This window comes from Phycisphaerae bacterium (assembly GCA_012729815.1).
Lineage (GTDB): Bacteria > Planctomycetota > Phycisphaerae > JAAYCJ01 > JAAYCJ01 > JAAYCJ01.
In genome coordinates this window covers 1-13,609 of sequence record JAAYCJ010000105.1, presented here as the reverse complement: position 1 = coordinate 13,609, position 13,609 = coordinate 1, and the positions used below count along the sequence as shown (strand labels likewise).

11 protein-coding genes are annotated in these 13,609 nt (G+C 65.1%); all 11 read right to left on the bottom strand.

The features are described from left to right. Positions 1-221 precede the first annotated feature (221 nt). The gene (locus GXY33_07820) at positions 222-638 is read right to left on the bottom strand and encodes an acyl-CoA thioesterase (GenBank protein NLX05035.1); all 417 of its coding nucleotides are present in this window, start codon (positions 636-638) and stop codon (positions 222-224) included. A 14-nt stretch (positions 639-652) separates the two neighbouring features. Further along, positions 653-1,594 carry a GNAT family N-acetyltransferase gene (locus GXY33_07815; protein NLX05034.1) on the bottom strand — a complete coding sequence of 314 codons (942 nt, stop codon included), beginning with the start codon at positions 1,592-1,594 and terminating at the stop codon, positions 653-655. 18 nt (positions 1,595-1,612) lie between these two features. Further along, a complete protein-coding gene (locus GXY33_07810; protein NLX05033.1) occupies positions 1,613-2,059 on the bottom strand; it encodes an N-acetyltransferase in 447 nt (148 codons plus the stop codon). 28 nt (positions 2,060-2,087) lie between these two features. Further along, entirely contained in the window at positions 2,088-3,779 is a 1,692-nt protein-coding gene (gene xseA, locus GXY33_07805; protein NLX05032.1) for an exodeoxyribonuclease VII large subunit, read from the bottom strand. A gap of 38 nt (positions 3,780-3,817) precedes the next feature. Continuing rightward, positions 3,818-4,645 carry a YmdB family metallophosphoesterase gene (locus GXY33_07800; GenBank protein ID NLX05031.1) on the bottom strand — a complete coding sequence of 276 codons (828 nt, stop codon included), beginning with the start codon at positions 4,643-4,645 and terminating at the stop codon, positions 3,818-3,820. A 94-nt stretch (positions 4,646-4,739) separates the two neighbouring features. Beyond that, positions 4,740-6,293, bottom strand: coding sequence for a ribonuclease Y (rny, locus tag GXY33_07795; protein ID NLX05030.1), 1,554 nt, complete (start codon positions 6,291-6,293; stop codon positions 4,740-4,742). A gap of 750 nt (positions 6,294-7,043) precedes the next feature. Next, complete coding sequence (locus GXY33_07790) at positions 7,044-8,261, bottom strand: exo-alpha-sialidase (GenBank protein ID NLX05029.1); 1,218 nt, start codon at positions 8,259-8,261, stop codon at positions 7,044-7,046. 13 nt (positions 8,262-8,274) lie between these two features. Then, positions 8,275-9,522: an exo-alpha-sialidase gene (locus tag GXY33_07785; GenBank protein ID NLX05028.1), complete on the bottom strand. Its 1,248-nt coding sequence runs from the start codon at positions 9,520-9,522 to the stop codon at positions 8,275-8,277. Between the two features lie 33 nt (positions 9,523-9,555). Then, positions 9,556-10,800 carry an exo-alpha-sialidase gene (locus GXY33_07780; GenBank protein NLX05027.1) on the bottom strand — a complete coding sequence of 415 codons (1,245 nt, stop codon included), beginning with the start codon at positions 10,798-10,800 and terminating at the stop codon, positions 9,556-9,558. Between the two features lie 16 nt (positions 10,801-10,816). Beyond that, positions 10,817-12,796: an SGNH/GDSL hydrolase family protein gene (locus GXY33_07775; protein ID NLX05026.1), complete on the bottom strand. Its 1,980-nt coding sequence runs from the start codon at positions 12,794-12,796 to the stop codon at positions 10,817-10,819. Positions 12,797-13,024: 228 nt separating this feature from the next. Continuing rightward, positions 13,025-13,609: flagellin (locus tag GXY33_07770; GenBank protein ID NLX05025.1), on the bottom strand; the 585-nt coding region annotated here is incomplete at its 5' end.

Genomic DNA, 13,609 nt, shown 5'->3' with positions numbered 1-13,609 from the left:
CTAGAGCCTTTACTGTGGAGATTTCAATATCAGGTCTCTGGCACGAAGATGAGGCCAAGATGCTTGGTGAGGGCATAGGGATCAGAGTCGTGTAGGAACGGGGATTCTGATCCGCCGAAGGCGGAGCAAGTTCACCCGCCGCTTCCCTCTTCATTCCGAGTTCTGACCACTGAATTCTCCTCCCCCTCCGCGTCTCCGCGCCTCCGCGGGAGGTCGGTCTTCTACAACTGCGGTTCGGCTTGAAGGGCGGCGAAAAACGCATCCGGAATCGGGCAGACCTTGCCGTCGCCATCGACGCACGCCAGCAGCGTGTGTCCCTCAGCCAGCAGTCTGCCGCTATCCTTGTGGTACAGCGTGTAGTCGTGCTCGATCCGGGCCCGGGTCATCCGCGCGGTGCGGGTCTCCAGAAGCAGGACGTCGTCGTAGCGGGCCGGCGCCTTATAGCGAATCTCCAGACTCGCCACCACAAAAAAGCTGCCCATCTCTTCCATCTCGCGATAGCTGACGCCATGAGCCCGCAGCAGCTCGGTCCGGCCCAGCTCAAAATACACCGCGTACTGCGAATGGTGCACCACGCCCATCCGATCCACCTCCGGATAGCGCACCCGAAACTCGATACGACAACTGTCCACCGCCATCGCTCGCTCCGTTGTCATCCCTGTGCCATCAACCGATCGCGCCGCGCCTCGTTAAGCACCGCCAGCACCGACTGGTGCGAGTGCGGGCGAAAGCCGAACCGCCGGTACAACCCGATCGCGGCGCGGTTCCGCGAGTCGACGGCCAGGCGTATCCGCCGCTTGCCCAGCTCCCGCGACACCGCCATCGCCTTGGCCAGAATCGCCTTGCCCACGCCGCGCCCGCGAAACCGCTGGGCCACGCCCATATACACCAGCTCCAGCCGCGACGGGTCCTCCTCGGTCGAGTTCAGCAGCAACACGCCCGCGTCGCCGCCCTCCAATCGGGCCAGCCACCAGCCTTGCGGCTCAAAGACTCCCGAATACCGATGGCCCTCGATCACGTCGGACCCGGTCCGCAACCCCGTCAGTTCCGGGCAATCGCGGCTCTCGACGTACGTCTCGAAGATCGCCGATGCGAGGCGATCGTCGCCGACCTCTTCGTACGGCAGCCACTCGATCGGCGGAACGTCCTCCTCCGCCAGTGCCACCGGCGCCTCCATAATCATCAGGTCGGCCAGCCGCTGATAGCCCGCCCGCTCGAACAGCACCGCCTGCGAGTGATCGTCGCCCACCATCGCCTGGATCATCGCCAGGTCCCACGCGTCGATCTGACGCGCGATCAGGCGGATGAGTTCCACCATCGCCGTCTCGTAATCGCTCCGCCGCATCCCTTCAAACCGCTGAGGCGCCATGACCGTGCCGGTGGCCCCGCGGTTCCCGAGGAACAGGCACCAAGCCGCCATCAGCTCGCCCTCGTACGCCGCCGCCTGGCGCGAAAGATCCAAGCCGTAGCGCTCGGCGAATCGTTCGAACGCCGCGACCGCCTCATCAGCCCTGGCTCCCGCTCCGCCCCGGACCGTCCGCCGCACCACCTCCTCGGCTGCTTGCCCTTCAACGATCCGGTAATCCAGTTCCATCCCGCCCCCTTATCGCCCCTATCGCCCGTCCCGCAGGTTCATCACCACCGGCACCTCGCGGCAGTCGTTCTGCGACGGACAGCGGATGCAGTCGGTCCACACCTTGTGCGGCAGCGTCTCCTTCTTGACCTCCACGAACCCAAGGCGCAGGAAAAACTCCCGCTCATAGGTCAGGGCGAACACCTTCGGCAGCCCCAGTTCCCTCGCCTCTTCGACCGCGTGAAGCACCAGGGCCCGCCCAATGCCCTTGCCCTGGCAATCCGGATCGACGGCCAGGCTCTTGACCTCCGCCATGTCGCGCCAGAGCACCTGCAGCCCGCAGCAGCCCTGCACCCGCCCCTGCCCGTCCACGTATACCCGGAAGTTGCGGACGTCCTGGTACAGCTCTTCCAGCGAACGGAACAGCATCCGGTTGCGCTCGGCGAAATAGGTAATCAGCTCGTGGATGCGCTCCACGTGCTCCATCCGCGCGTTGATCACTTTGCCCGGTCCATTATCGATCGTCGGTCCCTCCGTTGTCCGTGCGGCCTGCGTCACGTCGGCTCACCTCCTCAATCCGGCTGGCGATCGTCCCGTCCTTCAATTCCGTTGTCATCGTCTGGCCCTCAGCCACCTGGCCGACCGATCCGACGATCCGGCCGTCGGCGTCGCGGGTGACGGAAAAGCCGCGCCGCAACACCTGGCGATAGTCGCAACTGTTGAGCCGGGCCTCCAGGTGGTCGAACCGCTGGCGGCAGCCCTCCTGGCTGCGAGACAGGCTCAGCCGCAGCCGGGCATCAACCTCCGAAAGCTCCCGCCGTCGGCGCGGCAGCAGCTTGCCGGGCCCGTAGGCCTCCAACAGCAATTCCTGCCGTTCTACCATTTCCCTTCGCTGACGCAACAGATTTCTTGCCGCGTGGTCCAGCCGCTGCCCAAGCCGGCCCAACTCTCCCTGCCCGCGGTGCAGCAGCACGTCCGGGCGGACGCGGTTCAAGGCGATCTCGTAACCCGCCAGTTCCGTCCGCACCGCGTGGGTCCGGCGGGCGGTGTGGCGGCTGATCAGATTGCACAGTTCGTCCAACTCCTGGGCGAAGCGGCCCAACAGCACGATCGGATGGGCGAACATGCCGCGACGAGCCAAACCGTCGATCCGCTCGCGGGCGCCCGCCAGGTCCTCCCGCGCCAACCGCATCAACCTCACCCATGCCGTCGAGAGCCCCTCGCGCACCTCAGCCAGCACCGGAGCAACGCACTCAGCCGCCGCGGTCGGCGTCGCCGCCCGAAGGTCCGCCACCAAATCCGCGATCGTCACGTCCACCTCATGGCCGACGCCGACCACCACGGGGATTCTCGACCGGAACACCGCCCGCGCCACCGGCTCCTCGTTGAACGACCAGAGGTCCTCCAGGCTGCCGCCGCCGCGGGCCAGGATGATCACGTCGATCCCGCCCAGCACTGCCGCCTGGGCGTTCAGCGCGTCCAGCGCCTCGACGATCTGCTGGGCCGATCCCTCACCCTGCACCTGGACCGGATAAATCATCACCCGACCCACCGGCCACCGCCGCGACAGCGTCCGCAGGATGTCCCGCACCGCCGCGCCCGTCGGGCTGGTGACCACGGCGATCGAAAACGGATACGCCGGGATCGACTTTTTGTGCTCGTCGTCGAAGAGGCCTTCGTTGGTCAGCTTCTCGCGAAGCTGGCGGAACGCCAGTTCCAGCGCGCCCATGCCCGACGGCTGAAGCTTCTCGAGCAGAAGCTGATACTGCCCTCGCGGCCCATACACCTCGACGCGCCCGGTCGCCACCACGGCCAGGCCGTCGGCCGGCTGAAACTTCAACCGCATCGCGCTGGACCGCCACATCGCGCAGCGGATCTGGGCGTGCTCGTCCTTCAGCGTGAAGTAGAGGTGGCCTGAACCGGGCTTAGAAAAATTGGAAATCTCGCCCACCACCGTGACCGTCGACGGCACGCGGGCCTCGATCGCCTCGCGGATGAGTCTGGTCAGGTCCGAAACCGTCAGCACCTTCGGCTCAGATGCAGGAGGTGATGGCGATGCAGCGGCCGGCGGCGCCTCCGCCGCGACGGAGGCCTTCGCCTTGCGCTGGCGGCGCGGCTTGGCGGGTTTGTCCGCCGGGCTCTCGGCCAGCATCGCGTCCAGCGTCAGTTGGCGCTGATCGTCCTGTCCCTTGGAATCGTTCGTCATGTCCCGATGCGATCTCGCCCCTCATCCGGTTCCCGCCGTTAGTCCGAATCCCGATCGTCGTCGCCGTCCGTGGCGACCTTACCCACCTGCGCCTCGAGCTCCTTCAACTGCCGCTCGCGGAGGATTATCGATTCGACGCCGGTCGCCCGGCCGGTCGTCGTCTCAATCGTAACCGACATCGCCCCGATCCGCAAATCGTCCTCGGCGATGTCGTACATGTTGGGCATGCCGCTGATCAGCGAGCGGATCACCTTGCGCTTGTTGCGCCCGAGCACCGAATCGTACGGCCCGGTCATCCCCAGGTCGGTGATATAGGCCGTGCCGCCCGGCAAAACCTCAGCGTCGGCGGTCGGCACGTGCGTGTGCGTGCCGAACACCGCGGAGACGCGGCCGTCCAGATGCCAGCCCATCGCCACCTTCTCGCTGGTCGCCTCGGCGTGCATCTCTACCAGAATCACGTTGGTCTCGCGGCGAAGGCGGCTCACCATCTCATCGGCTGCGCGGAACGGGCAGTCCGCCGGCTTCATGTACAGCCGCCCCATCAGCACGCCCACGCCCACCTTCACCCCGTTCTCCAGCGTCAGAACGTTCCACCCCTTGCCCGCCGCTCCCGGCGGCATGTTGGCCGGCCGGACCAGACGATGGTCGCCGTCCAGAAGCGGGATGATCTCCTGCCGCCGGTAACAGTGATCCCCCAACGTCACCGCGTCAACCCCGTACCGAATCAGCTTGTTGAAAATCTGTGGAGTAAGCCCGGACCCGCCGGCGATGTTCTCCGCGTCGACCACCACCAGGTCATAGCCGCGGGCCTTCCTCAACACCGGAATCGCCCACGACAGCAGCGTCCTGCCCGGGCGTCCGACCACGTCACCAATGCATAAAACTTTGATTTCCATAGATTCATCGAATGGCCCTCCGGGCCGAAACCCGGAGGGCCTTGCATAGTTTCCCTCTACGATACTAGCGGGCGTATTCCGTTGCACGCACCTCACGCAGCAACGTCACCTTGATCTCGCCGGGATACTCCATCTCATCCTCAATCTTGCGGGCCATCTCGCGGGCCATCTTCAGCGTGTTCTGGTCGTCGACCTCGGAGGCGTCGACGATCACGCGGATCTCGCGGCCGGCCTGGATCGCGAACGCCTGGCGGACCCCGTTGAACGACGTCGCCAGACCTTCAAGCTGCTCGAGACGCTTGACGTAGCGCTCCAGCGACTCCCGCCGGGCCCCGGGCCGCGACGCGCTGATCGCGTCGGCCGCCGCCACCAGCGGCGTGTAGATCGTGGTCGCTTCGCCGTCGCCGTGGTGGGCTGAAATCGCGTTGAGCACCTCGGACTTCTCATTGTAGCGCTTGGCCAGCTCGGCCCCGATGTAGGGGTGGCCGCCCTCGACCTCGTGATCGACCGCCTTGCCGATATCGTGCAGCAGACCGCACCGGCGGGCCACCGTCCCGTCCAGGCCCAGTTCGTCGGCCATCATCTGGCACAGGTAGGCCACCTCGATGCTGTGGCGCAAGACGTTCTGGCCGTAGCTGGTACGGAAGTTCAGCCGGCCCAGCAGTTCGTAGATCTTCGGATGCAGGTTCAGCACGTTGGCTTCCAGAGCCGCCTTCTTGCCGATCTCGGTGACCTCTTCGTCCACCTCGTGGGCCGTCTCGCCCACAATCTCCTCGATCCGACCGGGGTGGATCCGGCCGTCCTGGATCAGCTTTTCCAGCGCCCGACGGGCCACCTCGCGGCGGACCGGGTCGAACGAACTGATAACCACCACTCCGGGAGTATCATCGACGATCACGTCCACTCCCGTCGCCTTCTCGAACGCCCGGATATTCCGGCCTTCGCGGCCGATCACTCGGCCTTTCATTTCATCACTGGGAATATCCACCGTCGAGACCGTCGAGTCGCTGGTGTGCTCAGCGGCGTAACGCTGGATCGCGGTAACGATGATCTCACGAGCCTTCACGTTGGCCGTTTCCTTGGCCGCCTCGAACCGCTTGCTGATCAGTTCCGACGACTCCTTCTCGACTTCGCGCTCAAGCCGCGAGAGCAGCAGTTCGCGGGCCTCGTCCACGGTCATACTCGCGATCTTCAGCAGTTCGGCCCGCTGTTGGGCCAGCGAGTCGCTGAGCTGATGCTCCTTGACCGCGATCGCCTTCTCGCGCTCGGCCAGCCGCTTGCTGGTCGTGTCCAGCGCCCGCTCCTTGGTGGTCAGGGCATCCGACTTGCGCTCCATATTGTCTTCCCGCTTGGCCAGCCGCCGTTCGGCTTCCCGCAACTCGTTCCGGCTCTCCGCCGCTTCCTTCTCAAACTGCTCGCTTCGCTTGACGTACTCCGCTTTGGCGTCGATTTCTCCTTTTTCGCGCAGTTGGCGGGCTTCCTGCTTTGCCTGGTCCAGAATCCCTTCGGCTTCCTGACGGGCCATCTCGCGGAGGTTCCGCCCCGAAATGTACTGGACCACAAAGAAGATTCCCGCGCCGAGGGCTGCACCCAAGATGATTGACAATGCGTACAACATTCCTGATCCCTCGCAATCCAAACATGATTTATCAATGGTAAATCAGCGATCGCGCTGATTTCTGCGCACCGTGGTGCCTGTTTGCGTTTGCGATCAGTGCGGACCGGGCGTCTCTGGGGTCGGTCGATCTGAAAGGAGGGGCCGATGGACCTTTACGTAACCACTTGTCTACCTTGCGCTTATGGGGCGGCAATTCACTGCGACCGACAAGGCGGAACCGCTGAGTGCCGCGCACGCTTCGCGCAGGCCACATGCCTGTCGAAGCTAATGCATCTTCGCCGCGCCCGTGTTACGTAACTCGTCCATTTCCTATACCTTAGGCAGGCTGGGGGCAACCTGTATCGCGTTGCAGCCGACCTGGCCTATCCGCCCGTTCCGACAGGTGGGTTTATCGTCCACCCAGACGCACTTTGGAGGGTCATCGGACGGTGCGGAACAACGTTACCTTGTACCTTTTCAAACCGCCGAGCCGTGCCCGGTCTTCGCGACCGGAAACGCTTGTCAAACCAACCGTAAATATTCTAACACCTGTTCCACATCTCGTCCAGAAGTGAGCCGGAAATTTAACAGATTGTGGAAAGGTCACTGTGACAGAAATCACAGGCAAGTATCACAGAATCAGGGAGTTCCCTGACCCCGATATCCCGCCGCTCCACGTCGAAAAGCCCCACTGCCGCGACTTCGCCGGGCGCATGGCGAGGCTACAGCATTTGACATAATATGCTTGCCACTACTGGAAGAACGAAGCCCCTATGCCGTCACCTCGATGTCCACCACGCCGACCCAGTGGGCGGTGTGGCGGGTCCATGGCTGAGGCGGCGTGCAATCGAATGCACAGAGGAATTGGCCGGGCCCGGTCGTCACGATGTCGGTATAGCCGGTGGTCAGGAAGGGGGCGAAATTGATCGGATCGGTCCAGGTCCGCCCACCGTCGGTGGTGAAGGTAACGCAGTTGCCCCACCGGGGAAAGGCCAGGGCCCCGAACGTCAGGGCGACCAGATTGCCGCTTCGGGCCAGCCGCGGCCAGCAGCCGCGGGCCTGCTCCATCAGCGTCGGCCGGCTCCAGGTTCGTCCGGCGTCATCCGACCAGGAGATGATCAGCGGCACGCTGGGCTGACCCGGGGCATAGTACTTTGCGGGGTCCAATCTCATGACGCCGGGATGAATTTCGTCGCCGCGGACGCACCAGGCCAGGTCGTGGTAGGTGTCCTCGGCTGGACCGATCGGCGCGCCCTGGTCGTCGTTGACCAGCCGTGCCACGCACATCAGCCGGTCGCCATCGAGGCGAACCAGGCACGGCTCGCAGGGCCCGTGCAGCCGCCACGGACCCTGCAGGACACCGTCGGGATCGTCGATGGTGGCCAGCGAGGCGACGTGCGAGAGGAACCGCCACGTCCGGCCGCGGTCCTCGGAGCGGCTCAGGTAGACATGGAACGGATAGATGCCCTGACCGTGTTTTTCCACCCCCTGCATGACGGCGATCAACTCGCCGCTGGGCATCTCGACGGTGTTGCCGTGGAACCACTGCGCCTTGGACGGGTCGAAGTCATCGGGCGGCAGCCAGAGCGTACCGTCGTCCAGCGGTCCGCGGACGGTGCGCCACTGGTCATCGGACTCCCAGCGTCTGGTCGCATACCACCCGGGCCGGTCCGCCAGCGGCTTGGTCTCATACCAGATCGACGTACAAAATCCGTCGCCGAGTTCAATGATATTGTGATCGCTGAAGTCCGGACGAAGTCCGCCGATCGGCCGCCAGGTTTGGCCGCCGTTTTCGGACCGGATACTGACCCGCGGGCTGTGCTCCTCATCCGAAGCGGCCCCCAGGACCACCGATCCGTCGGTGAAACAGGCCAACGAAGGGAACATCGACCCGCGCAGGACGGTTCGCAGGTGACTGACGTGGATATCAAGGCCATCGCGGTGCTCGCAGCGGCCCGGAATTATCGGCTCATAACGGCAGGAATCCATGGTCGCCTCCCGATCAGACTTGATCGCCCAGTTCCAGTTCCGATGCACGGCTTTCCACGACGGCGGTCGGATCGATGGCGATTCCGCGTTCAGCCGGTGAGCCGGGCGCGGGCAGTATCTCGATGCCATCGGCCCGATCGCTCACGCAAAGACGAAGCCCCCAGACGGCTTGGGTTCTGGCGTCGTGGGCTTTCACGCCGCCGTTGTGCTGATAGACCACGTAGACCGTCCCGTCCGGCAGCAGCATCGGATGGCAATAGCCGTAGATGCTGGGATCGACCCAATAGCCGAACCGTTCCTGCGGTCCGCGCCATGTGCGTCCGCCGTCCGGGCTGAGGATCGCCGCCACCCCCCCCTTGTCCCAGGCCCCGTGGAAGCACGCGAGCACGCCGTTGGGCAGCATCAACAGGTGCGGGTCCGACATCTTGACGTTCAGGGCGACCGGTGCGGTCCACGAGCAGCCGCCGTCGTCGGAGAAGCTCAGGTCGCCCTGCTGACGGGCGATCAGGACCAACCGGCCGTCGGGCAATTCGGCCACGCTCGGCTCGTTGAGTTCATGGTCGGCTGCGATCACCGCCGCCAGGCCGAAGGTTCGTCCGCGATCGGTGGAGCGAAAGACGCCGATCACGTTATGCTCCAGGCCCGGGTCCAGCGGCCCTTCGGCGGCCAGAACCACCGTGCCGTCGCGCAACTGGATGGCTGAGCCGTTGCCGAAACCGAGCATCGTCTCGCCGACCCGCACCGGCTCGGACCAGGTCCGGCCGCCGTCCTCGCTGCGCATCGCCTGGGCGATGCTGACCCGCGGCAGCCGCTGGGCCATCCACGTGGCCAGCAGCGACCCGTCGTCGAGTTCCAAAATCGTCGGGTGGCGGTCGTCCATGTCCGTATCGATCAGCGTCCGCGGCATCGACCAGGTCTTGCCCTCGTCGTCCGAGACGATCTGATGGGCTCGTCCGCCGCGCGGGCAACGGATGTCCATGCAGCCGAGACTCTGATAGTGCTCGAACTCCTTGCGGCAGGCTTCGTCGCGGCGAATGTCGTCGGTCCACGGCGGGCTGCCGTGCCAATAACCGGACGAGAACGTGACGATCCATCGCCCGCTGCGCAGGCGGGTGGTCCCGGCCCAGCCGACAAAGCCATTGTAGCCTTCGTACTGCTCCGGCTGATTGCACCAGGGCCCCACCAGCATCCGCCGGCAAAGGCGGTGTCGGTTGCCTTGCGGATCGTCGCCGACAGTCTGGAAAGTGATCTGTGTCGACAAGAGGAATCTCCAGGTAGAAGGTGCGGTGGCGTCTCACAGCTCTCCGAGTGCCGGATCGCCGCCTTCGGTCCGCTGGCTCTCCAAGTGCGAGAGCGACGCCTTTCGTTCGGCGGGCGAACCGGGCGCGGGCAGGATTTCGATCCCGTCGGCTGTATCGCTGACGGCCACCCGCAAGAGCCACAGGGCCTCCGTCCGGGCGTCGGCGGTGTGGTGCCCGCCGCTATGCAGGTACACCAGCAACACAGTGCCGTCGTCCAGCAGGACCGGATGGCAGTAGCCGTAGACGCTCAGATCGACGCCGTACCCGAAGGTCTCGGTCGGACCGTGCCAGGTGCGGCCCTCGTCGCCGCTGAGGATCACTCGAATACCGCCGTTGGGATACGACCCGTGGAAGCAGGCCAGCACGCCGTTAGGCAGCATCAGCAGGTGCGGATCGAACAGCTCAACGCCGAAGGTTTGCGGCGGCGTCCAGGTTCGCCCCCCGTCATCCGAAAACCACAGGTCGCCCTGGCGACGGGTGATCACGGCCAGCCGCCCGGAGGGCATCTCGACCACGCTGGGCTCGTTGAGTTCGTGATCGGCGCGGAGAACCGAGGCCAACTCGAAGCTGCGCCCGCGATCGGTCGAACGATAGACCCCAATCTGAGGGTAGGCGACGTCGTCGTGAATCCCCTCGGCCACCCAGACCACGCTTCCGTCGCGAAGCTGGATGGTCGGACCGGCGCCAAAGCCGCCGGGTTGCCCGCCGGGCGGAGTCACCGGAGCGGTCCAGGTCTTGCCCTGATCCTGCGAGCGGATCCAGCAGGCCTGGCCGAATTGCGGCAGGCGGTACTGGAAGAACATGCACAGCCACGTGCCGTCGTCGAGCTCCAGGATCGTCGGATGGCGGTCGTCCAGATCGGTGTCGATCAGCGTTTCCGGCTTGGACCAGGTCCGGCCGCGGTCGTCCGAGTGCATGATGTGAGCCCGCCCGCCGCGCGGGGCGCGGATGTACGGGCAGCCGAGGGTCTGGTAGTACTCGAACAGCTTCCGGCACTTTTCATCGGCCAGCACCTCCTCGGTCAGCGGCATGCTGGCGTGCCAGTAGCCGGAACTGAACGTGCACAGCCAGCGCCCGCTACGCAGGATGGTCAGGCCCGCCCATCCGACAAAGCCGTTGTAGCCTTCGTACTCCTCAGGCTGATTGCACCAGGGGCCGACGATCATCCTCCGGCATGGCCGGAAGGGCTCGCCCGCCGCGTCGCGTCCCGCCGGCTCAAATCGCACCTGCTCCGCCATGTCCATGCTCCTTGTTTTACTCCTGTAGCGCCGTAACGGCGATCAGGCCGTAAACCCACTCGTTTCCTTCCATTTTCATGCCGATCGACTCGATGACCTTTTCCGGCAACGGATTGGCGACCAGCGTGTAATAGGCGCCGATCGTCGTGCTGCGGTTGCGGCCTTCCCAAGCCTTCACGCCCATCGCCAGTCCGGACGAAGCCTGCCACCAGTCGGTCAGGTGATAGCCCGGCGCGAAGGTCGTCTCGGTCGCCATGCCGTCGGCGTAGTTGATCCGGACCCGCACCGGAGTCTCGCTGCCTCCGATCCACGCCCCGACATGCAGAAATGCCAGCATCTTCGCCTGGCCGTTCACCGGGATCGTCGCCTCGCTCGCGACGTTCTTCTGGTCCTCCCGCTTCGAGAGCACCAGCATGGACTTGCCGTCATTGGCGGCTGGGTCGAGGATGTCGAAAGGCACACCGGCCAGCACCTGCCGGCCGATTGGGAAGGAATACAGGTCGTTGCTCGCGCCCTGGTCCGACCAGCCGCCCTGGCCGTCGAATTCGTTTTCGTCGGCGAAGCCGCGGTTGACCACCGGCCGCAGATCGATCGGCTTGACCGATTTATCCGCCCATTCGGCGGGGGCCAGCCGGGGCGGACCGGTCTCGATGCCCAATTGGCCGAACGTGACCGGGTCGGGAATCTCCAAGCCTTTGGCCTCCGTCGGCGTCAATGTAAAGCGATACCACTTCGGCTGATTGACCTGGTGCTGTTTCTCGATCGCGGCCTGCACCTGTTTTTTCAGTTCGTCGAGCTGGGCCTGGGTCGCCTCGTTATACTGCCCGCCGACGCCGCCGCCATTGGCCCAGATGTCTCGCCAGCGGGCCCGGTGGGCGCTGAACCGCTCGATGGTGGCGGCGGCCACCTGCATCGCCTGGTCCCAGATCGGCCCGGTCATCGGCTTGGCCACGTTGACCCCGATCGCCAGCTCGTCGGCGGAGTAAACGCCGATCGACACGTCATCAATCTTCAATTCGTACGCCGGAGCCGCCAATCCGCGGACGAACAGCATATCGCGGTTGATCTCCTCCGAGAACTCCACCGCGTCGAGAAACCGCTTGATCGTCGGATTGACCTGCTCGACCGGACACGGCAGCGACCGGGCCAACCGGCCGAAACTCACCACGCCGTCCGTAACCGCGATGTCCTTGGCCTGGCAGCGGACCGCGTCGGCGACCTTCGCCTGATCGCCGGTCACGTCGAGCTTCAGACACGAGACCAGCGCCGGGGCGTTCATGCCCTCCAGGATCACCTGGGCGATCATGGTCTGACCGGCCGGGCCAGGATGGATACCGTCGCCGCTGAGAACGAAGTCCGGATAAATGACCTTGCCCAGCCCCATCTTCTCGCCGTAGCCGGTGAACAGGTCGATGAACTCCACGCCCAGCGTGCGGGCGAGCTGCTCCTTGTAGCGGGCGAGCATGCCCAGGGTCTGGGCGTAGGCGCCGTCGGCCCGGCCGCTGCCGGCCATGTTCTCGTACGGGATCGCTGAGACGAGGGCGATCCGCACGTCCGGATTGGCCTGCCGCAGCATCGGGATCATCTGCCGGTAGGCTTCGAGATACCGCTGCAGCGGACCTTCGCTGGGGATGGTGTAGCTCGCGTCGTTCATGCCCATCGCCTCGGTGAAGACGGTCGGAGCGAACGGCAGCACGTCCCGCTCGACACGGGCCAGGTTGCTGGCCACGTCGCCGCCCCAGCCGTGGTTGTAGAACGTGACGCGCCAGTCGGGAAACCGCGTCAGCACGTAGTTCTCGAGCGTCCGGGCGTAGATGCTGCCGTCGGTGATGCTGTCGCCGTAGATCATGTACACGTCGCCGTCGCGAAGGAAGAAGTTCTCGCCGAACTCGTCCTTGACGTCGCACCGCAGCGGACAACCCGTGCACTGGCCCAACACCGGGGCTGAGATGGCCATCATCACCACTACCTCCAAAAGACACGTTAACATGCGCATCTGTTACTCCTTTGTTTGGGGCGGCCAGTCGTCCGGGGCCCGCTGAAAATCATAGGGATAGGGATCGATCTGAATCTCGCGCAACCGGCAACGCCCCGGCCGGTCGTGGCAGGAACCTCGATGTTTGAAGTGCCAATCATCTGAGGCATCAGCCGTCCTTTGGCAGCGTCTCCGGACAAACTGGGACCATTGTAGGGGGCGTTTCGGTAAGGTCAAGCCGCAAATTCGCTAGGGGGCCAGGAGTTGGAGGATGATCTGAGGCAGAGCATTGGCGGTCCGGAGCACCCGCGAGGCGGACTGGACCAGGATGTCCGACCGGGCCAGATGGGCGGTCTCGACGGCGAAGTCCACGTCGCGGATCGCCGATTCAGCGGCGCTGATGTTCTCCAGCGCCACCTGCTGGCTGCGCAGGGCGCTTTCGACCGTGTATCTCTGGAAGGCCCCCAGCCGTCCGCGGAGCGAGGCGACCTCGCGGATCGCCGACTCCACGATGCTCTGGCTGCTGTGAAGGTTGCCCGAGGTCAGCGCGTTGGCCTGGCCGGACGCCAGGGAGGCCAGACGCCCCGTCTGCCGATCACCCAGGATGCCGGTATTGACCGCGCCGATGCCCACCGCGGCGCGCCCGGTCGCGAGGTTCGGGGTCAGTGCGAATGTCCGGCCGCCGCCGGTCACCTGCAAGGTCGTGCGGGCATTGGGAACCAGCACGAAGGCCGGCTGCACGGTCAGCTCGAGGGCCATCTCGTCACTGTCCAGACGGGCCGTCCGCCCATCCACCCGGGCCCTCTGTCCGTTGATCAGAACCTGGGCGTCGCG